We start from the raw sequence: 22,512 nt of genomic DNA, 5'->3' as shown, positions 1-22,512 counted from the left end.
CAATTCTGATATAATCTCAGAATTAGACTTTGCCTCTATACCATATTCCGTAATCATGCTGCAAATATAGTTATTTCTTTATTTATCTCCAAATATCGGGATAAATATTTAAATATCTTTAGTTATTGCTGAAGAAAAATCGGTATAAAAAATCCGCACGACTCTAGGAGCCATGCGGATTCTGATATATAATGTAGCTAGCAATAATAATGTTCTCAAGTTATTTTGCCACCTTGAATATGGCAGCACTAATGCCTGAAGCCTTGATGGCATCGGTCTTCTTGCCTGATTTATATACTACCTTTCCTGTAGAAAGAACGGAAACAGGCTTGCCGCCGACAGAACTGATGTTGAGAGATGCAGCCTTGGCGCCAGGATTCACGACAACAACATACTTCTCTTCACCCAAAGTACGCTCATATACCATTGGATATTCCTGACCTTTCTGGTTCAAGAGCTTCCAATCACCCTCATTGTCAAGAGCCTTGGCTGAATGACGCAAAGCGGTCAGCTTACGGGTATATGACAACAGAGAATTCTGATCTCCCTGCTGAGCTTCAACGGTCAACTTTCCGTTTTCCGTATCTACAGGAAAATAGAGTTTATCGGGTGCACTCGTAGAGAATCCGGCATTCTTGCCCTTGGTCCACTGCATCGGAGTTCGGGTACCAGAGCGCTCATTGCTACCCTCCTTGTTAGGGAGATTCATCTGATACTTCATACCAATCTCATCACCATAATAGATAAATGGAACACCTGGCATGGTGAGGAAGAAGGTCATCGCCACCTTCAGCTGGTCTGGCGTATTGCGGGTACCGATGTTAGGACGCTGGTAATCGTGGTTGGCAGATGGAACAGCGATGTAGCCGAGATTCTTGGTGGCATTGTATGCCTTGGTATAGTTCTCGCTAAACTCCTTGAGCGAGCCCTTGCCCTGCTTGTCGAAATAGCAGTTCTGGTAGCTCTGCTCCCACTTGCCCCAAGGAGTCTTGCGGTCGAAGAACAGAGAGGCATAGCCCTTGAGACCAAAATGGATGTAGAAATCGATGTTGAAACCGGCAGGAATGGCTTGCTGCGGATTAGCCCATTCAGAAATCAGGACGGTCTCAGGATAGTTCTTGTCCTTCCAGGCACGCATCTCATTCCAGAGTTTGGAAACCTCCTTCTTGTCGGGGTCGTTCTTGATGAGCGATGACGCCATATCTACTCGGAATCCATCCACACCCTTATCAAACCAGAAAGCCATGATGTTACGTATTTCCCTGCGAACAGCCTGTGGTCCAGGAGCATCTACACCCTGCTCCCAAGGATGATTTGGATCTGGATGAGCAAAGCCATAGTTCAAGGCAGGCTGGCACTCGAAGAAATTCTTCTCATAATACTTGGCACGAGGAGCATTCGCCTCCACATATCTGCCTCGGGTACTAGACTCCGGACTTGCCTCCTGATGACGGGCTTCGATTTCTTTCTTCTCGCTCTCAGGGATATCATTCATCCAGATATAATAGTCGCTGTAACGCTGGTTAGGATCTTTCTCGGAAGACTCCTTAAACCAGGCACACTTGGTGCTGGAATGTCCTGCCACCAGGTCGAGACAAACCTTCATGCCACGCTTATGGGCCTCATTGACCAATGTAACCAAGTCGGTATTGGTACCGAATCTAGGATCCACCTTGTAAAAGTCGATGACATCATAGCCGCCATCAAACCATCCCGACTCAAAGATTGGATTGAGCCAGAGGGCATTCACACCCAAAGTCTTGATGTAATCCAACTTGGAAGTGATACCCGGCAGATCGCCAATACCATTGCCATCAGTATCCATATAGGAAGATGGATAAATCTGATAGAAAAGTGCATCACTCAACCAAGCCGGTCCCTTCTTCTGTTCTGCCTGAGCAGAAAGTGTGGTTGCCGCCAAGGCAGCAACCAACAGCATTTTATTCATTCTTTTCATGAGCATCATTATTAATTCAAGAAAAATTTCTTTCATAATAACTCAAAATTCTGCATTTTATTGTGCAAGAATGCTAATTGCGAATCCACCACCTGCAACGGAATTCAACTTCAAGACAGACTTGCTGGTTACAATCTTCTTGGTGATGACGTAAGCCTGAGGATTGGACTTGTAGTTGGCATTCTTTGCATCCTGATAGATGGTAGCTACATACTTCTTATTCTTGTCGAGGAAATCGAGCTTAACGGTAGACTGATGAGCCTTCATACCCGTAACACCACCGACAAACCAGTTATCAGAGCCCTTTGCCTTGCGGGCTGCGGTGATATACTCCATTGGTTCAGCCTCTAGATAGATAGACTTGTCCCAATCTACAGCCACATCCTTGATAAACTGGAAGGCATCCATGTGCTTCTCGTAATTTTCAGGGAAATCGGCAGCCATCTGCAACGGACTGTACATGGTTACATAGAGTGCCAACTGACCGCAGATGGTAGAGTTGCAATGTGAACCATTGGCGCAATCCATCTCAAAGATACCAGGTGTATAGTCCATCGGACCACCCTGCAGACGGGTGAAAGGCAAGATGGCAGTATGTCCAGGTTTGGTACCTCCGAAAGCCTGATATTCTGTTCCGCGAGCACTCTCGTTGCCAATCAGGTTAGGATAAGTGCGGCAGAGACCGGTAGGCCGCACAGCCTCATGGGCATTTACCATGATGTGATAATCGGCAGCACGGGTTACGGCATGCTGGTAGTGATTGATTTCCAACTGACTGTAGTGATGCTCGCCACGAGGGATGATGTTGCCTACATAACCGCTCTTCACGGCATCGTAGCCATAATCCTTCATCAACTGGTAAGCTCTGTCCATATACTTCTCGTAGTTCATCACAGAAGAAGAGGTCTCATGATGCATGATGAGCTTCACACCCTTGGAATGAGCATACTCATTGAGTGCCTTGATGTCGAAATCAGGATATGGAGTCAGGAAATCGAATACCTTTTCCTTCATGTAGCCACTCCAGTCTTCCCAACCGATATTCCATCCTTCTACCAGGACAGCATCGAAACCATGGGCTGCAGCAAAGTCGATGTAACGGCGGACATTGGCATTGTTGGCAGAATGCTTGCCTGATGGCTTGGCATGTACATAGTCGGTTCCATCCAACTTCACGGTAGGATAATCATGGGTATAAGCCCACTCTCCCTTACCGGAAATCATCTCCCACCATACGCCAACATACTTCACAGGATGAATCCATGAGGTATCCTTGATCTTGCAAGGCTCATTGAGATTGAGAATCAGATTGGAAGACAGCACCTTGCGGGCATCATTTGTGATGACCATCGTACGCCAAGGGCTCTTGAACGGAGTCTGCATATAACCCTTCATTCCCTGGGCATCAGGGGTGAGCCAAGAGGTAAAGGTCATGGTCTTGTCATCCAAGTTCAGGTGCATGGCTGGATAATCCACCAGAGCAGCCTCATGCAGATTGATGTAGATACCGTCATCTGTCTTCAACTGGAGTGAGGTCTGTACACCGGTATCAGAAAAGACAGTCTGTGAGAGATTGCTGCTGACAGCAGCATGCAGGGCTGGACGGATGCCAGACAGACGGGTCTTGGTATATTCATACTCCTGGGTATCGTAATCACCCGGAATCCACCAGGCGGTATGATCGCCCATCATGGCAAATTCTGTACGCTCTTCCTTGATGGTGAAGTAGTTGAGACTGCCTTTCTGAGGGAACTCATAGCGCAATCCCACTCCATCGTCATAGACACGGAAGCGGACGTTCATATAACTGTCGGTGGAATTCTGCTTCAACTCTACCAGCATATCATTATAATGATTGCGGATTGACTTGTTCTCTCCCCAAACTGGAGTCCAAGTCTCGTCGAAAGTAGAAGTTTTCTCATCGATGACGCTAAAATCAGCAAGCAGGTCCTTGCCATCCTTACCGCCCTTAGCGAGCTGATAACCCAGACGGCTAGGCTTGATAATGGTCTTACCCTGATAGGTCACACTATAGGTTGGCACCGTGCCATCCAAAGTGAAGTTCACCTTGATCTGTCCATTAGGAGAAGTGATGTCTCCGGCATCCGCCGAGATGCCAATAGCCATCAGAAAGCTTGCAAGCAAAAAGAGTTTTTTCATATTTTTTTGTTTAAAATTGTTTGTTGCTGCAAAAGTACGGCAAAAATCGATAAGTTGGTGCGAATAGTAGATTCTTGGTAGATTACCGGTATCTACCAACCTCCTCACCTCTCTGAATATCAACATTTTGCAAATTCTCAAAAAAAACGGCTAGTAGATGCGAGATTTTCAATGTTTTTTATTATTTTTGCAGCAGAATCTAAAAACATAGGAAAAATGAGACATCTTTTCGTTATAATCATCACACTGCTGATGCTACAGCCGATATACGTAAAAGCAGACAACAGCCAGCTCTACCAGAAACTGGATGCTGCCCTGGAAAAACGTGCGCATTATGTAGAAGTAAAAGAGAAAAGTCTGAACGACATCAAGCAGGGTGCCAAGTATGTAACCAGCAACGAGGACAAGCTCAAGCTTTACGAGCAACTCGCCAATGGATACAAAGCCTACGAGTATGATTCGGCGATGACTTACGTAAAAAAAGGACTTGTTCTTGCCCAAAAGAGCAACAACACCTTATATCATAAAAGATTCCAACTTAGCCAAACCAGCCTGCTTATCACACGTGGATTCTATGCTGAAGCAAAGGAAATGCTGCAAAAAATAGAAACAAAGGAAGATGATCCGCGTGACTATCAGTTTCAATACTATTATACACTTTACGGACTATACAACAACTGGTCAACCTATTGTGAAAACAATAACTTCAGCAAGGATTACGACCAGCTGAAAGTGAAATACCTGAAGAAAGCAATAGAACTGTCGCCAGAGAAAGATGCGTTCTATTACTACCTGCTGGGAGAATTATACTATTACAGCAATCATTCCAACAATAACAAGACCATCCAATACTACAAAAAAGCACTGAGCATGGAAAAGCCAGACAGCCGCCTGCATGCCATGACCGCCTTTGCCCTATCCGAAGTATACAAGAAAGCCAACAACCCGGAACTGATGGAGCATTACCTTCTGGTTGCAGCCATCTCAGACATCACTTCTGCCACAAAAGAGAATGTCGCCCTGCAAGACATCGCACTCTTCATCTACAAACATAAGACCAGAAATCTGAAAAAAGCCCAGGAATACATCTACATATCCCTGGAAGATGCTTATGCCTACAACAACCGGTTGCGCCGCATTGAGATTTCATCCAAATTGCAGATGATTACCAATGCCTATACAGATGACATCAGAGCCACCAACAGCATGCTCTACATCGCTCTCTCAGTCATTTTCCTGCTCTCGCTCGGAGTGGGACTTAGCAGTCTGTTCATCCGCAAGAAGAACAGGCTTTTGAAACAGAAGAAAGACGAAATCACGGCTACATCGGCTAGAATGGAAGTTCTCAACAGCCAGCTGCATCTCATCAACGAAGAGCTGAAGGACACCAACCAGAAACGCGAGAGACTGGTGAAGGTGTATATAGACCTGTGCTATAAGAACATAGAGAGAAACAGCAAACTGCGTACTTTGGCAGTAAGAAAGATAAAAGCCAACCAGAGCAAGGAACTGCTGAGCCTCCTTTCGTCCTCATCAAGTACAGAAAAAGAGAACAAGGAGTTTCTGACGGAATTCGACAAGGCATTCCTGTCTCTGTACCCGACTTTTGTAACCGAGCTGAACCAACAACTCACCGAATCGGCTCACATCCAGCTGAAAGAGAACGGCGAAATGCCCCCTATCCTCCGTGTATGTGCCCTGTTAAGATTAGGCATCACCGAAAGTTCCAAGATAGCCGGCATCCTGTCTTATTCGCCCCAAACCGTATATAACTACCGTTCCATGCTCAAGAACAATGCCATAGACAAGGAGCACTTCGAAGAAAATGTGCTCAGACTCTGTATGGTGATTGCTGACTGATGAAAGAAATAAAAAGACACCTATATTTATAATAAATCCCGACAGGCTACAACATACCTGTCGGGATTTATTTAATTATCTGCAATTCGTGAGAATTCTACTTTACTATATATTTCTTGCCACCCCAGATATAGATACCATCATGTTTCGCTGGGAGCGATACCTTTCGGCCATTGATATCATAAACATCGGAACTGCAAGGCCGAGAAATACCGACAACATGAGTTAAGCCGGAAGTCAAATCATAATCTATTTTACCATCATCAGGACGATGAATAACCACCATTTCCTGATACCACTGATACTCCTCATCAACGGAGACACCATTATCCGTATACTCCAGAGGAAGGAGACTCAGGTCGAAATAGCCATCACCTAAGCCACAATAGCCCCAATTTACTCCTACGTTTCCATCAGCATCATAACCATCCAGCACAAAGGCATGGGAAGATGTCTTGTCGTTTCCCTGCTTATTGGATGTACCGGCATACAGAATAGGATGCCCGGCGCTCAATTCCCGATAAATAACCTTTCTCCAGGCTGCATCATCATAGTTATTGGTCTTGGGATAATCCTTATAGCCGTAGTACTGGGTAAGATAGCCGAAATGCTTCTTCATACCAGCCGCCGCATCTTGCAAAGACGCGCCACTGCCATCAAGAGAATAATTCATACCAGCCACACAACCGCAATGAAACATCAACTTGGCTACTGCGGCAGCCTGTTCCGAACTGTAGTTATCACCCGAATAAGCAGGCAACATCTCTGTCCACTTATACTCTCCCATACTCACAGCATAGCAGTACGTTTCTCATCGCCGACGCTATAAGAAGCGACGCCCTTGCCACGGGATGGATACTGGTATACAGACATAATCTGTGCCATAGCCGTAGCCACGCAACCTACCCAGCAGTTTTTACCATTCACTTGTGGGCACTGACTATTGAAAGGAGCATCCTGGCCCCATTTTGTCGTAACCAGATGCTCAACGCTCGACTTGCAACCTGCAGGGATAACCTGATACCCCGTAGAAGCAGCACGAAGTGAAGCGTCATTAATTCTAGCCAAGAACCACTCCAAAGCAGGATTATCACCAAAAGTACCCTCGTCAGAATAACCTATTACAGCCTTGAACGCATCATCATTGGCGAGAACAACAAATCCGTTCCGGTTGCGTCCTACAACCGTATAAGCATTCGACTGGCGCATAACCCGAAGGCTCTCATCTACTCCTCCACGAGAAGTTTTCCCGCCAACAGAAGGCAAACGCTCCCCCAGCACCTCACTGGCTATCTCCAATTTCTGCTGAAGGCTCCTTTCCTTTGCCTCAGAGCAAAGGAAAGAAGCCAACATCATAGAAAATATAAAAATCTTCTTCATTAGTCCAAAATCTTTAGGAAATCATTCGATATTTCTACCAAACGCCATACACATTTACAGACTGCTGCGCAACACTGGAATCTATGTATCCATTCAGATAGATGTATTTCTTTGTGAAGTCTATATAAGAATAGGTATTATAGCCATATCCACCATACCACATGAAAGAGTTGATATTTACATCTCCTACCGTCCAGTTCCACAAATAGTTACCTGTAGAAGAATCAACACCAGCTACGATATAGTTTTTCTTATAGGTCTGATAGTCATATATGGTAGCACCCTTTCCTTCCTCAGGAACCAGTTCACCGGAGCAATCAGCCAGATTATCGGCATTGAAAGTGCCATTAATCTTGAAATAAAGATCAGCACCCGAACCCAACATATTGGTGATATAAAACTGATTGACACCTTCCAGCTGGTAGATATCGGAATAGGTTACAGGCAGCTCTGTGTAACCTTCGTAATAGAACCGCACATTCTCCAGTACTTTCGTCCACTGAGAAACCAGCACCGCTGACTGCAGCACCGTACTGCCATCCTGCTTGGTATAAGGATTGGCATAGGCTTCATCGACATCTATCTTGAAACCAAATTTCTTTTTAGGTGTCAAACCCTTTACAGAAATGGTCAGCGTAGCCTCCTTCTCGCCCTGGGCAAACTCCACCGTTGCAGGCACCTGAATGGCAGCTGTATCAGTATACTCTACCTTGATAGGAACACTCGCAGCCTCAGCGGCTACCTTACGGCAAACCTTCACATCAACGGTTTCCTGGTCTGGAGTAAGAATAAACTCTGCCGCATTGCCCGCATCAAAATACACTCCCATGCAATTGTCTGGTGCAGGATTGCCTGGCGCATAATCATCGTCATCGCTGCAGGAAGAGAACCCCAACAGGAGACCAGCCGAGATGGCAAGCCCCAAATATCTAAAAAACTTTATATTCTTCATTGTCAATTCCATTTTAAAGATTGAAAAATCTCCTCATTTACTCACTCTTTGCCTCTACCACACTTGTAGGGTCTGGATTCAGTACCACAGCCGGATTAGAACTCTTCTCATATTCTGGGACATAACAATCCATCCACGGAGCCACGAAACCATACTTGGAATTCAAGCGGTGACTCTCCAGGAAGTTGGTACCCGTATAGGTACGGACAACAGCTATCTTAAGACGCTTATAGTCAAAATACAGCAATCCCTCTCCCCAGAGTTCGATACGTTTCTGAAGCAGCACGGCATCTTCAAGTGATTCGATGTCTGTAGCCTGACACTCATAAGAGCCATCAGTATAGCGATAAGCATTCATGAAATCATTCAATACGGTCTTGGCAGCATCCACCCCTTCTGTATGGGCAATGGCCTCAATATAGATGAGATACATCTCTTCTACACGCATCAATGGAATATCACACAAACAGCCCACATAGAGATCAGACAAGTTACCTGAACCCGGATGATATTTCAGGTTGGTGTAAGCAGGCAGTTTAGCCCATCCTGCTCCATCCAGCAAGGTAGAATAGCCTGCCGGAACCTCGGTCTTGCCAGCGTCCTCAGGGGCAACCCAAGTCTTCTTTCGCCAGTCTGCATCAGGTATCAAATTATAGAGCGAGGCACCTATCATACGGTAAGCCTTGCCATAACCAGCCATGGAGAATGCGGTAGATTCAGAAGATACCGTACCCATCCAGGAATGGTACCAGCTGCCCAATTGCTCCTTTGTTCCCAGCGAAGCCTTCCACATCCAGGAAGAATTAGCTGTATTGAAACCAGTCTTCTTATTATACCATTCGCTCTGAGACATTGGCTGGCAACCGGAATTGTCGATGGCGGCCTGTGCGTATGAGGCAGCCTTGGCAAAACAGTCATTAGCCGTCGTGATGCCCAAGGCATCATAGCCGTCAGCATCATTCTCATGAGACAACTGGGCTGTCAGGTCATCTGCCGAATCATAAAAGCGAGAACCCAGTTCCAGCCAGAAGCGTGCCTTCAAACCATCTACCACGCTCTCATCCGGCTGCTCCTTGCCCGTACGCTTATAGCCCTTCAAGTATGCCTCAGCCTTATTCAGGTCGTGCAGGATGAAGCGATACATTGTATAATAAGGTACACGAGGATTGTTCTTACCCTCAACGGCAGTAGTCTTCTCGGTCACGATAGGCACGGTAAGTCCCATAACCTTGGCTGCCTTGGCATCAAAGTCAGAGAATCCAGTCTTCTTGAATTCAAACATTCTTGCCATATCCAGGTATGCCAAAGCACGGTAAGCATAAGCCACACCGGCAGACGCCTTTGCTGATTCAGATGCTCCTTCCACATCGAGCGACGAGATGATACTGTTGGCATTGTTCACCAAACCATAATAGTAGAAATAGGTGTAATTGAATGGGCTACGGAGCCCCTTACCATTCTCTATAGATGAGAAATAGTCGTAATCTGCATTATAAACAGGCATATCTGCCGTCATCACATCACGGATAATCATCTGGCTGGGATAACCGTTGTCGTAAGCCGAACCGCCGCCATACACACCACTCTTTACCATATAGGCACTCAAGCCGGTCAGCAAGCCCTGCTGAGCCGTCTCAGACCCCTGCACCTGACTGCCTGTTGCATAATCCTTTGGCAGTTCCTCCTCCAGACAGCTCTGCATCATCAAGCATGAAGAGAGCACTACTGTGAACAGAGAAACCTTGCGAAATATATTGTTCATCATATAAAAATCTCCTTATCTAATAGTTTAAAATTGAAGTGTAATACCACCAGAGATGGCACGTACAAACGCATACTGCTCGTTGCTAGGTGAGCCGGTGAAACTTGTACGAGGGTCGAATCCCTTTCGCTTGCTCCACAGATAGACATTGTCTGCCGCACCATAGACACGAACCTTAGTCAAGCCCAAACGACGTGTCAGGCTCTTTGGCAAGGTATAACCGATATTGATGCTCTGCAGGTTGAGGTAACTTGCATTGATCAGGAAACGGTCAGAAGATGAGTTTGCATCCGTATCATTATACTGGAGGCGAGGGATGTTGGACCCTCTGTTACTTGGAGACCAGGCATCCAGCATATCCTTATGGAAATTGAAACCTGTCCAGCTGTCATAAGGAACACCCATCAGACTCTTATAACCTGAATCGTAAGATTTGCCGCCGATGGAATAAGTGAAGTTCACACTGACATCGATACCCTTAAACGAGAACGATGTACCAAATCCACCATAAAGATCAGGAGTAGGGTCGCCACAGGCAAAATAAGAGCCTTCCGACCATTTTGCTGACTTACCCAACGAACCATCTTCGTTCTCAACATACCATGTGGATTCTCCTTTCTCATTTACGCCCGCATATTTCTTCAGTCTCCAGGTGTAGATAGGTAATCCTTCACCATAATAATAAGAGCCGTTATGATAACCGGCATATCCGCTCAGCATCTCATTCTTGTTCTCATCAAAAAGTTTCGTTATCTCATTGGTATAATGGGTGGCATTGAGATTGATGTTCCACGCAAAATCCTTGGTGCGGATTACATCTCCTGCAAGATTCAGTTCTACACCACGGTTCACCATGTTACCCACATTAGAGTAATAGCCTGCATAACCCATTGACATAGGCACGCTGATGAAACAGAGCATGTCTGTGGTCTTGCGGTAGAAATACTCCACATCACCGGTCAGACGCCCCTTGAAGAGTTCGAATTCAAGACCTGCGTTGATATTGGTATTGGTCTCCCAGGTAATCTTATCATTACCCTTTGAAGCAAAGGTCAGCGCCATGTCACCATTCATGCTACCGATGCCGTATGTATCCAGATAACGGTTGTTACCGATGGCATCGTTACCCTGCTGACCGAAAGAGAATTTCACCTTCAGCATGTTGAGCCAAGACTTGGTACCTGCCATCCAATCTTCCTTAGTCAGTATCCAGGCACCACCAAAGGAATAGAAATCACCCCAGCGATGGGCTGGAGAGAAGCGGGATGAACCGTCACGGCGATAAGAAACCTGACCGAAATACTTGCCATCATAATCATACATGCCACGGAAGAAGAAACCTTCGGTATTATAATTGGTCTGGTTGGAATAAGTAGGCTCATTGGTGATTGCACCTGCCAACTCATGGTTTTCCTTGAAAGAGAACATGTTAGAACGGCCGCCATATACATATTCATAGGTCTGCTTGTAATTCTCATGTCCCAAAAGCAATGTCATGTTGTGCAGACCAAAAGAACGGGCATAGTTTACCAACTGCTGGAAGTTGACTGTATAATAACGGTAATGTCCTACGGTTACCTCACCATTAGGATAAGTCGTTGCACCAAATCCATAATAAGGCTGCTGGGTACTCTGATAGCGATATTCATAGTCATCTACCGTACCGTTCAAGGTAATCTTCAGTCCCTTGACAAATGTTGGGGTTATGTCTGCGAAACCATTGATACCGAAAGTATTGCCTACAGAATGGGATGCCTGAAGCTGGTCATCCTTCAACTGGTTGACCTGAGAGAGTACAGGGCGATTCAAGCCTGCATTCATTCCGTTACCATAATCATATATCTTACCATTATCATCGGTCATGATATTGCCATTGCCATCTCTGAGATACAGCGGATAGATAGGAGCGATGGTATTGACCATGTAGAAGGTATTGGTAGTACTGTTTTTTCCATTAGAATCTACCTCTGTGGCATAATCTGTAACGGTATGGGCATAGTTTACGTTACCACCCACCTTCAGCCATTCATTTGCCTTATAGGTAGCCTTCAGGCGTGCAGTATATCGCTTAAACTGAGATCCGTATGCAATACCAGGATTATCCAGATAGCCCAACGAAGCATAGAACTGGGAGCTGTCGTTTCCACCATTCACATTCATATTATACTCCTGTCGGAGGGTGTTGCGATAAGCCGCCTTGAGCCAGTCGTCCGGACTGATCGTATAATCCTTTCCGTTATAAGAGATCTTGTTGCCCAATGTGGCATTAGGATTCAGCTTTCCATTATCGCCAATGAGATACTGTCCCTCAGGCACATTGTAGCAGATATAGCCCAATCCGCCCTTTTCTGAAGAACCACCAATTGCGTTATTGGCAGCCACATGAGCTGCATAAGCTGACATACCCTTGCCATTGGTATAGTAATTATATAATGACTTATAGTGTGTCTCATAATATTGACCTGGATCAGAAATCATATCATAAGTCTGAGAGCCACGGCTATTGCTGCCCCATTTAGCATCAACTGTGATGACAGTCTTGCCCGCCTGTGGATTCTTGGTAGTAATCAGGATGACACCATTGGCACCACGGGCACCATAAAGCGCATTACTTGCCGCATCTTTCAATACGGTAACAGATGCCACATCCGCAGGATTGATATCACTCCAGGAGCCATAATAAGGCGCACCGTCTACCACAATCAACGGATCCTGACCTGCATTGATGGAGCTGATACCGCGTACACGGATGGTAGGGGTAGAAGACGGATTGCCAGATGTATTTATCATCTGCACACCCGCTACCTGACCATTGAGGGCATCTACCACATTGGTTACCTGGCGCACGGCTATTTTATCTGCATCCACTACGCCTGCAGAACCCGTGAAGGATGATTTCTTCTGCTCGCCGTATGCCACAACAATCACTTCGTCGAGCTGGCGGTCTTGAGAGTGCATGCTTACCTTCATGCCTGGAGCCGCCTTCAAGGTCTGGGAATCCATACCGAGATAGGTGATGACTATCGCCTCTCCACGTTTAGCACTCGGCAAGCTGAACTTACCGTCAATGTCGGTCACGGTTCCGGTCTTGGAACCTTTCACCATAATCTGGGCACCCACTACGGGGTCTCCATTCTCATCGAAGACCTGTCCCCCAACCTGTCCGGAAGACTGTGCCAGCACTTGCCCCGAAGCGGCCAGCAACAGGGAAGCAAATAAAACCTTCATTCTCATAATATCTGTCTCTTCTTATAATTATTATCTCTCTTTATCTTAAATACACCTATTTATATAATGCCAGTTATCCTTTACAAGTTTTATATAAAAAATGTATTCGGTTGCAAAGGTATAATAAAATCCACTAATCACCAAACAAAAGTTCAAAAATCTGCATTTTCAGATAGCAAAAAGATATTTTGTTACCACAAATCAATATCTAAATGCTACTAAAAACATCAATTCCTCTAAAAAATTGGAAACGCCATTTTCTGCCGTAACATCTTTGTCGCAGCTTCGTCAATGCCTTTCAACCTCATTGCAACCCTGGTGTAATATAACCACCGTACCTTTGCAACCGTAATCAAACGATATAGGTTATGAATGCTAAAAGGGGAATTATTGTATTAGGATTGCTCTCGGCGGCTAGCTCGCCAATGTGGGCGCAACAGATTAAGGGTGTCGTAATCGACCAGAAATCGAAGGAGACACTCATCGGTGCAGTCATCACAGTGGATGGAACCAACGTGAAGGCTATCACCAACATCGACGGAAACTTCCAGATCGATGGATTGGATAAAGAAAAGACATATACACTATATATTAATTATGTAGGATATAAGACTCAAAAAATTGACGGGGTTCAGGCGAAGGACGCAGACCAGGTGATTGCGCTGCAACCTGATGAACAGCAACTGAAGGAGGTGACCGTTACCGCAGTGGAAAGGCGTAATACGAATGCGGCAATGATACAGGTGACCAAAAACAGTCCCGTCATCGTGAGCAATGTTTCGGCACAGGAAATATCTCGTACTCAGGATACGAATGCGGGTGAGGTGATACGCCGAGTGCCAGGCGTGAGCCTCATCGACGATAAATTCGTGATGGTTCGTGGATTGTCACAGCGTTATAACAATGTGTGGGTGAACGGAGGAGCGGTGCCTAGTTCTGAGGCTGATTCTAGGGCATTCTCCTTCGATATCATCCCTAGTTCACAGATTGACAACCTTACCATCGTGAAGTCGCCATCGGCTGAATATCCTGCCGACTACTCAGGCGGTTTCATCATCGTCAACACCAAGGAGATTCCGGCAGAAAACAGTTTCAATATCGCCGTGGGCGGAAACTGGAATACATCTTCTGCCTTCAAGGACTTCTCTTACTCAAAAGGTTCGGGAACCGATTTCCTCGGTTTCGACAATGGCTTGAGAAACCTGAACGGAGGCATCCATGCTGACCTGAATCAGCAGCTAGATGCCAACGGAAAACCGGTGGGCGATTATGCTACTTCGCTCCTTGGAAACGGGCTTAACAACGATTGGTTCGTAAAGAACAAGAAGCCTTTGGGCGACTTGAAACTGGCAGCCAGCCTAAACCAGCGCTGGATGCTCGGCGGAAGAACACTCGGCATGCTCGCCGCCCTGAACTATACCAACGAATACCGCACCTACGAGAACATGGAGAACAACCTCTATGGCATCTATGATGCGGCCAACGACAAGCCGAACTATCTTCGTCACTCTGTTGACGACCAGTATAATAATAATGTCAGACTCGGAGCGATGCTCAACTTCACCTTCCTTTCCAAGGACGGCAACCACAAGTATCAGCTCAAGAACATCTTCAACCAGTTGGCTACCAGCCGATATACCTGGCGTGAAGGCGTGAGTGCTCAGTCGAACCTGGAGCGGAGCGCAGAGTATTACTACCGCAGTCGAACTACATATAACGGTCAGCTTACCGGCAAGCACACCTTCACTAGCGATGCCCTTGACTGGAGCATCGGGTATGCGTATGCCAACCGTCATTTGCCTGACCGTCGTAGATACCTCATCGACGATGCTCTCGAATCGGGCGTTTATGCCCTGAGCACCGGCAACGACATATCGCGCGAGTGGACCCAACTCGACGAACACATTCTCTCTCTTGGTATTAATGATAAGCATCACTTCAAGTTTGGCAACTTTGAGCCAGACTTGCAAGTGGGAGCTTACGGGGAGTATCGCAGCCGAGAATATCAGACTCGTAATTTTATTTACAATTGGAATGTTTCAGCTAACAACATGCCATCCGATTTCCGCCACAGCGACATCCCAACCCTGCTCTCCAATGAGGCGAACATGGGTTACGACAAGCTGTATCTTCTGGAGGAAAAGCAGATGCGCAATAACTACCGCGGACACAACACCTTAGGCGCCGGATACCTGGCGATGTCTCTCCCCTTTGGCAAACTCGGCATCCACGCCGGTGTCCGCTTTGAGCACAACGATATGGAACTCATCTCCAATTCCCGTGACTACGAGAAGAGCGAATCGAGCCGTCATTACAAGACCGATGATGTTTTTCCATCTCTCAATACAACATATAAGATCAGCGACCAGCACCAGGTGCGCCTGTCGTATGGCCGCAGTATTAACCGCCCAGAATTCCGTGAAGTGTCGTCGTCGGTGTATTACGACTTCGACCTTGCCAGCAATGTGCAGGGAAACACTGAGTTGAAGAACTGTTATGTCGATAATCTCGACCTGCGATATGAGTGGTATCCATCCCGTGGAGAGCTCATTTCGCTGGCAGTCTTCTACAAACACTTCGATTCTCCTATCGAGTGGACCTACACAGTGGCAGGCGGCACAGACTTGATTTATTCTTACAAAAACGCAAAGAGTGCCAACAATTACGGTGTGGAACTGGACATCAGAAAGAATCTCGGATTCATAGGATTGAAGGACTTCAGCTGGTCGTTTAACGGTGCCCTGATTAAGAGCAAGGTGCAGTTTGAGAAGGGAGCGAAGGAAGAAGACAGACCGATGCAGGGTCAGTCGCCATACCTTATCAACACCGGCATCTTCTATAAGAATGAGCCTTTGAAGATGGATATCGCCCTGCTATACAACCGCATCGGCAAGCGAATCATCGGTGTGGGCAGAAGCGAAGGAAGCACGGGCGATGACTCCAACTCCCGAGTGCCTCACAGCTACGAGATGCCTCGCAACACCATCGACTTCTCGCTGGCTAAGAAATTCGGCGACCATCTGGAACTGAAGCTCAACGTAAGAGATCTTCTTGCAGAAAAGATATATTACAAGCAGTTTGCTGATGTAACGTATAGCGACGGAAGCAAGAAGCAGGTGGAAGAGATAGCAAGATGCTACAAGCCGGGCAGAAACATCGGTTTGCAGGCGATATATAAATTTTAAAGATAGAATATATTAGATGTTTGTTTAACAAAACAGGAAACAATGATGAACAAGATGTATTTTTATGGATGCATGGGCATCCTCGCAGCATCTGCCATGTTGAGCAGCTGCAGCAGTGACAATGACGATCCAACTCCTTCTCCAAATCCAGGATCAGAAGTAGTTTACAAGTGGACAAAAGATGGCGGTCTGAATGCTTGCGACCACATCCTCTTCGGCACAGACGACAAGGAGAACGCCAACGGAACACAGATCGGTAACGGCGACCAGGAGTTCGTCTTTACAGGCAAGCAGACTTTGAAGAAAGGCACTTATCTCCTTAAGGGATGGGTATATATTGCAGATGGAGCTGAGCTCACCATCGAACCGGGAACTATCATCAAGGGCGACAAGCAGACCAAGGCGGCACTCATCGCAGAGCGTGGCGGTAAGCTCATCGCCAAGGGTACAGCTTCAGAACCTATCGTCTTCACATCAGAAGAGGCTGCAGGCAGCAGAAAGCCTGGCGACTGGGGTGGCATCATCCTCTGCGGTAAGGCTAAGAACAACCAGACAGAGCAGCAGATAGAGGGAGGTCCTCGTACCAAGCATGGTGGCGCAGACGATGCTGATAACTCAGGCGCATTGAGCTATGTACGCATCGAGTTTGCAGGTTATCCATTCCAGAAGGATAAGGAAATCAACGGTCTGACCTTCGGTTCTGTAGGTTCAGGCACACAGATAGACCACGTTCAGGTATCTTATTCTAACGATGATTCCTTCGAGTGGTTTGGTGGTACCGTGAACTGCAAATATCTCGTAGCCTACAAGGGCTGGGATGATGATTTCGATACCGATAACGGTTTCTCTGGAAAGGTGCAGTATGGTCTTTCGCTGCGCGACAGCAAGATAGCCGACACCTCTCAGAGCAACGGTTTCGAGAGCGACAACTGCGCCGATGGTGCAACCGTGGATCCTCGCACCAAGGCAACTTTCTCTAACATCACCTTCGTAGGTCCTAAGGTGTTGGATTCTAAGTTCCAGAACACCACCGATTATATCACAGCCGGAGCCTACAATCCGAACAACGGTTCAGCCCTCGGCAAGTTCCAGGCAGCCATGCAGATTCGCCGTTCTTCTAACCTCAACTGCATCAACTCTGTAGCCTTAGGCTGGCCTATCGGTTTGATTGTAGATGGTGAGAAGGGTAAAACCGTGAAGGATGCCAAGGATGGCAAGTTCAAGCTTCAGAATGTGTATTTCGCAGGCATGGATGCCGTTGGTACAGATGCCAACAAGAAGTATGAGGATTATCTCTACGATGCAGCAGCGAAGAAGGATATCGACAAGAACCAGAAGTCATACAGCAACACCTTCTTCTTCTCAGAGCAGAGTAATAAATATTTTGACAGTTGGACCTCTTTGGTAGGTGCTGATGGCTATACTCCTATCGCCGGAAGCCCATTGCTCGGAGCCGCAAGTTTCACCGGCTGGACCGGTTTCGACACCGTAACCTACATCGGTGCCTTCGACGGCAGCAACAACTGGATGAGCGGTTGGACCAACTTCGACCCTCAGAATGCAAAGTACTAAAGAAGAATAGCTAATTTCTATTTTGACTATAAGGTTTTCTTTTATTGGGGCATGGCGCAGTGATTTGCGCCATGCTTTTTTTGTTGTGTTATGGAGGGAAAAATCAATCGCCTAGAATAACTAATACCTTTAAAAACAGGACAAAAACAAAAATAATCGCCCAAAAGTTTGGTATCTTGAAATATTAGTCGTACATTTGCAGCAAAGAACATTTAAACTTTCAAAATATGGCAAGACCAATTAAAGAAACCCCAATTCTTTATGGCGAAGATGCTAAAAGATTTGAGGAAAGAATGAACAAAGTTCAGAAGGAAACTCCTGAACAAAGAAAGATAAGACTAGAGCATTATCATGCAATGCTAGCAGCCTTACATCGTGGCGAGCAAATGCGAAAAGAAGGCAAGGCTATCCCTGGAATCATAAAAGTATCATAATAAATTTCTATATTTTGATTTAGCAACGTTATAACCAAAAAGTCTCTTACTCAAATTATATGAGCAAGAGACTTTTTTATTACTAGCAAAGTTCCTCCGTCAAGTAACGAGAGACCAAAGTTTCTATATCTATCTTGTCTGATTTTTGAATTTTCGCTAAGTTTTTTTTAAAAAGCTGCTTCTTGATAGACTTGAAATAACTATGGATCCATCTGGCATTAAACTCTTGCAAGAGCATCGCCCACGTAAAATGTTTGTTAAATAACACGGTAGGTTGTATTATATTTAAGTTTTTCTTGTTATCTTTGCAACATACAATATTACATAAAGAGAAAACAATGTTAACAAAAGAAACAATAGAGTATCGAAATCAGGTAGATAAAGTATGGGAAGAGGTCTCCTCGATTCTGGAAGAGAAATATCAGCATTATAAGGCTCAGTTTGATGCTTCGTATAGTTCAAGTGAACCGACGGAGGAAGAAAAAGATGCCCATATTGAGGCTGGAAGATTAGCTTTGGCTTATTCCAAGATGCTGAATTATGTCTTGAAACAGAGTAATAAGCATCAGCTGGAAACACTTCGCATGATACAGCGCACAATCCATGAGTCGTAGAGTTATTAATTTTAATGGTAAGTGATTTATGATAAAGGAAGAGTTTATACAAGAAAAAAAACTTCAGCAACAAGCTGATTTGAAAGCATTCATGACTGTTTTTAAATTCTTGAACCAGAAGGCTGGGGAAACGGAAGAGGCACAACAAGATAAGTTGCGAGCCTATAAGGAGGTAACGCAGCTTTTTGAAGACCGAATGGCGAAAGTCACTGCAGAATTCGACAAGCTGATGAAGCAATATGAGTTTCAGAAGGAAAGGAAACGAAAATAATGGAAGTTAGTCATCTCCCACCTGATTCTCCAACTGGATGATGTTATCACCGTTCTTGGTGATGCGAACCACCTGTTCATCTACAACATCATTGAGGCGTCGGATTTCCGTATCCTGTTCGCCGATAAGCTTCTTCTGCTACTCAATCTGCAGACACTACTTCTTCAGCAGATTCTCCTTCTCCTTGAGCGTAGCACGAAGAATTTCTTCAGCATGGCGAATTGTCTCCTCATCGCTCTCGCCCTGCTGAACCGGAATATAACCACCCGTTTTTCGAATCTGTAGCAGCACATCAGAAGTAACCCAGTTCTTGAACTTCACGGCAGTAGGAAGTTTGGAGCCAAGCACCAGGACAGAAAATCCGTTCTCGTTGACAAAGGTCAACTTATACCAGCGCTTTGCTGCTGTTCCATCTTTCTTGATACCAGTCACTACCCATGTACGGTGTTTCGCCGTACATGGGTCATCAACATGTTGCCGGATGGCATCACGCTGATTCTTGATTGACATGAAATAACCATGGCCCAACCTGGCATTAAACTCTTGCAAGAGCATCACCCACATTATTGCCTGCCAACGACCATTCCTGGAAGGATGTTATTTTTATATACCAGCAACAACCCATGCCCCCTGTTTTAAGGGGCATAGGTAAGACCATCCGTATTCAGTATTCAGTTATTCAGTTTTATTTTAAACCCTTACATGGATAAAGGGGTTGAAAACCCGGAAGAAAAGGATTTATTATTTTGTAATGTATTTTTTATTATTATATTATATTATATATATTATATATTTATATATATAGATAGTATATAAACTTTACTTTTTAGGGGATAAATGTACCCCCTTCAAAATAAAACTGAATAACTGAATACTGAATAAGCTGCTGTGTTTTCTTATCTTTAACTCTATGTTTTCTCTTCTGAAAAAGTATGAGTTGCGGGGCGCAAAACGGCGAGTTAGATTGTTTAACAGGTTTCAGATTGAAAGCGTGCTGAAAATCGTCCCTTATCACACGCTGAAATTTGGTGGTATCGGGAAATTGGCGTATCTTTGCACTGTCGTTCGAAGAAAGGCTTGCGTACCCCCACAAAGTAATCAATAATCACTAAAAACATGATGAAAGCAAATACTTGGAAAACGATTTGCAGATTGCAATTTCCTTCCTCACAGCCATCGCTACTACGCTCGGAGTTACCAGCTGCTCTTTTTAAAGGTAAAAAGGTAAAAAAGCCTAGCGGGATGTTAAGCCAGCAAGGCTGCTCTTTTTAAAGATAAAAAGCCATAGCTTATTTTAACCCCCCGGTGCCTGGTGCACTGGGGACTTTTTTATTTGCGGGGGACCAGCGATGGAATCGCTGGGAACGGGGGCGGAAAGGGGGCTAAGGCTCTTTTTACTTTTTTACTTTTATACCCTTTTACCTTTTTTACTTTTAAAAATTTCTCCTTAATCCATGAACTTAATCATGTCCTGGCGTCTTGGCTTTGCCTCTGGCGATTCAGCAGGATAGCCCAGGGCGATGCAGTAGAGCAGCTTGTAATTCTTGGAGAATGCCATGCGGTCGAGGTAAGGCTTGGCTGATGGCGAATCGAGTATCAAACGGGCAGAACTGCCCAGACAGCAGGAACCGATGCCCTTTGACCATGCTGCAAGAATGATGTTCTCGCCCAGCAAACCGCAATCAATCTGCGCCATATCATAAGTAGTATCATAGGCGATGCAAACCACACATGGGGCATTCACGAAGATGTTCTTGAAGCCCTTGCGCTCTGCTATCTTCGGATTATCCTTTACCACGGCTTGGGTGATCGAATCGATGAGGGCAGGAGAATCTATCACTCTGATTTCATACGACTGCAGGTTCTGTCCGTTTGGCGCGTTGATGCCGCATTTCAGAATCTCGTTCAGGGTATCGCGACTGATAGCGGAGTCCTTGTAAGCACGGATGCTTCTGCGACTCATCATCAAATCGGTTACCACACTTGCAGAGTCAACGCTGGCCGTTGCCTCCGGCTGTCTGTTCTCGTTGCAGGCAGTCAACATCAAAGCAGCTGCCAATCCTAAGAAAATCTTCTTCATATAATTCATGATTAAACTTATATTCCTATTAGTATATACCCATGTAACGCTATTAGTATTTATCCACGTAGCGTTATTAGTATATACCGTGCAAAGATAGCAACAAATACTGATATTCAAGAAGATACGATTAAAGTTTTAAGAGTTTTTATTGTTCTAGACCGCCATTCTTTTAACAAGTATATATCGTAACCAAACATTTTCCACCTATTTTGCTAGAATTTCCCAAAAACTTCGTATCTTTGCAATGGCTTTATGCAAGATAAGCTGTTTATAAAATCATCAAACGTAGAATTATGGAAAGAAAAAGTTATTCTATAAATATAAATCGCATTGCACAATATGCCATGTATGCATATTGCATTTTCGCTTTGTTTTCGCTGGCATTTTCTGTTTGCGGACAAGCGGGCTTATCCTTCAGAATAAGTCCCATCCTGATTCCAATAAGTCCCATTCTGGTTACCATCAAGCAACTGGTCTTGCAGCTCGCCCCTATAGCTTTATGGGGAATATTCCGCTACACGCTACCGGCAGGCGTAAAATTGCTACGACGCTGCAGCGAGGTGATGGTGCTTTACTATGCGCTCTCATTCATCCTGGGTCAATGCTTCAATCTTCATCTCGTAACGATGATGCAAAACGGACAGATTACCCTGATGGCGAGCATACTCACCTGGACAGAAAGCACGATGGGCCTGATTTCCGTCATCGCCTCCCTGGTAGCCGGCTGCCATCTGTGCAGCAAGCACAGGGGCAACATGCGCAAACTGGGCATAGCCCTTGTCCTGGTTTTCATCGCATGGCTGCTATGCTCGAATCTCCTCCCTGCGGCAGTGTTTTATCTGGCAGGCAACACCCAACAGGCAGCCTTCACCTGCGTGAACATCATCAGTATGATAACAACGACATCAGCTTATATATACGCCTACTACATGATGTATCGGGCGATAAAAACGAAATAATTTGGTGATGCGGCGTTTTTTTCGTATCTTTGCCGCAAAATATGCGGCGTTTTTTGATAAATAATGCCGCAAGAGAAAAAATCAGAAATGCTACA

The 22,512-nt window shown here is 45.4% G+C and carries 17 protein-coding genes; 8 read left to right on the top strand and 9 right to left on the bottom strand.

The window, feature by feature from the left end; genetic code table 11:
* Positions 1-220: 220 nt before the first annotated feature.
* A complete protein-coding gene (locus tag ACWJAO_RS07270; RefSeq protein ID WP_449139777.1) occupies positions 221-1,948 on the bottom strand; it encodes an alpha-amylase family glycosyl hydrolase in 1,728 nt (575 codons plus the stop codon).
* Between the two features lie 66 nt (positions 1,949-2,014).
* On the bottom strand, positions 2,015-4,117 hold the full coding sequence (locus ACWJAO_RS07265; protein WP_449139775.1) for a glycoside hydrolase family 97 protein: 2,103 nt from the start codon (positions 4,115-4,117) through the stop codon (positions 2,015-2,017).
* A 216-nt stretch (positions 4,118-4,333) separates the two neighbouring features.
* Here ACWJAO_RS07265 and ACWJAO_RS07260 point away from each other — a divergent pair, with 216 nt between their 5' ends.
* Positions 4,334-5,977, top strand: a complete 1,644-nt coding sequence (locus ACWJAO_RS07260; protein WP_449139774.1) for a DUF6377 domain-containing protein — start codon at positions 4,334-4,336, stop codon at positions 5,975-5,977.
* A gap of 97 nt (positions 5,978-6,074) precedes the next feature.
* Here the strand turns inward: ACWJAO_RS07260 and ACWJAO_RS07255 are convergent, their stop codons facing one another.
* The 5 genes from ACWJAO_RS07255 to ACWJAO_RS07235 are packed head-to-tail and all read right to left on the bottom strand — an operon-like array spanning position 6,075 to position 13,305.
* Complete coding sequence (locus tag ACWJAO_RS07255) at positions 6,075-6,764, bottom strand: C10 family peptidase (RefSeq protein WP_449139773.1); 690 nt, start codon at positions 6,762-6,764, stop codon at positions 6,075-6,077.
* A 2-nt stretch (positions 6,765-6,766) separates the two neighbouring features.
* Positions 6,767-7,357 carry a C10 family peptidase gene (locus ACWJAO_RS07250; protein WP_449139772.1) on the bottom strand — a complete coding sequence of 197 codons (591 nt, stop codon included), beginning with the start codon at positions 7,355-7,357 and terminating at the stop codon, positions 6,767-6,769.
* A gap of 34 nt (positions 7,358-7,391) precedes the next feature.
* The gene (locus ACWJAO_RS07245) at positions 7,392-8,309 is read right to left on the bottom strand and encodes a hypothetical protein (RefSeq protein ID WP_449139771.1); all 918 of its coding nucleotides are present in this window, start codon (positions 8,307-8,309) and stop codon (positions 7,392-7,394) included.
* 37 nt (positions 8,310-8,346) lie between these two features.
* Positions 8,347-10,074, bottom strand: coding sequence for a RagB/SusD family nutrient uptake outer membrane protein (locus ACWJAO_RS07240; RefSeq protein WP_449139770.1), 1,728 nt, complete (start codon positions 10,072-10,074; stop codon positions 8,347-8,349).
* Between the two features lie 24 nt (positions 10,075-10,098).
* Positions 10,099-13,305: a SusC/RagA family TonB-linked outer membrane protein gene (locus ACWJAO_RS07235; protein ID WP_449139769.1), complete on the bottom strand. Its 3,207-nt coding sequence runs from the start codon at positions 13,303-13,305 to the stop codon at positions 10,099-10,101.
* A gap of 362 nt (positions 13,306-13,667) precedes the next feature.
* Here ACWJAO_RS07235 and ACWJAO_RS07230 point away from each other — a divergent pair, with 362 nt between their 5' ends.
* The 5 genes from ACWJAO_RS07230 to ACWJAO_RS07210 all read left to right on the top strand — a co-directional run bounded on the left by ACWJAO_RS07230 (position 13,668) and on the right by ACWJAO_RS07210 (position 19,375).
* Complete coding sequence (locus ACWJAO_RS07230; RefSeq protein ID WP_449139768.1) at positions 13,668-16,484, top strand: TonB-dependent receptor domain-containing protein; 2,817 nt, start codon at positions 13,668-13,670, stop codon at positions 16,482-16,484.
* A gap of 42 nt (positions 16,485-16,526) precedes the next feature.
* Complete coding sequence (locus tag ACWJAO_RS07225) at positions 16,527-18,056, top strand: hypothetical protein (RefSeq protein WP_449139767.1); 1,530 nt, start codon at positions 16,527-16,529, stop codon at positions 18,054-18,056.
* Between the two features lie 227 nt (positions 18,057-18,283).
* Positions 18,284-18,490, top strand: coding sequence for a hypothetical protein (locus ACWJAO_RS07220; protein ID WP_449139766.1), 207 nt, complete (start codon positions 18,284-18,286; stop codon positions 18,488-18,490).
* Between the two features lie 338 nt (positions 18,491-18,828).
* Positions 18,829-19,104 carry a hypothetical protein gene (locus tag ACWJAO_RS07215; RefSeq protein WP_449139765.1) on the top strand — a complete coding sequence of 92 codons (276 nt, stop codon included), beginning with the start codon at positions 18,829-18,831 and terminating at the stop codon, positions 19,102-19,104.
* Positions 19,105-19,132: 28 nt separating this feature from the next.
* Positions 19,133-19,375 (top strand): hypothetical protein, encoded by a 243-nt coding sequence (locus ACWJAO_RS07210; protein ID WP_449139764.1) that lies wholly within the window; start codon positions 19,133-19,135, stop codon positions 19,373-19,375.
* 156 nt (positions 19,376-19,531) lie between these two features.
* Here ACWJAO_RS07210 and ACWJAO_RS07205 read toward each other — a convergent pair whose 3' ends face one another.
* Positions 19,532-19,885: a BRO-N domain-containing protein gene (locus ACWJAO_RS07205; protein ID WP_449139763.1), complete on the bottom strand. Its 354-nt coding sequence runs from the start codon at positions 19,883-19,885 to the stop codon at positions 19,532-19,534.
* A gap of 623 nt (positions 19,886-20,508) precedes the next feature.
* Here ACWJAO_RS07205 and ACWJAO_RS07200 point away from each other — a divergent pair.
* Entirely contained in the window at positions 20,509-20,589 is an 81-nt protein-coding gene (locus ACWJAO_RS07200; RefSeq protein ID WP_449139776.1) for a smalltalk protein, read from the top strand.
* A 233-nt stretch (positions 20,590-20,822) separates the two neighbouring features.
* On the opposite strand, the gene ACWJAO_RS07195 is transcribed toward ACWJAO_RS07200, so the two are convergent.
* Entirely contained in the window at positions 20,823-21,455 is a 633-nt protein-coding gene (locus ACWJAO_RS07195; RefSeq protein WP_449139762.1) for a nitroreductase family protein, read from the bottom strand.
* 296 nt (positions 21,456-21,751) lie between these two features.
* Between ACWJAO_RS07195 and ACWJAO_RS07190 the strand changes: the two genes are divergently transcribed.
* Positions 21,752-22,417 carry a hypothetical protein gene (locus tag ACWJAO_RS07190; protein WP_449139761.1) on the top strand — a complete coding sequence of 222 codons (666 nt, stop codon included), beginning with the start codon at positions 21,752-21,754 and terminating at the stop codon, positions 22,415-22,417.
* Positions 22,418-22,512 lie beyond the last annotated feature (95 nt).

The sequence above is a fragment of the Segatella sp. genome (assembly GCF_977051555.1).
The sequence above is the reverse complement of the archived record's forward strand: the minus strand, read 5'-3'. Positions and strand labels throughout refer to the sequence as shown.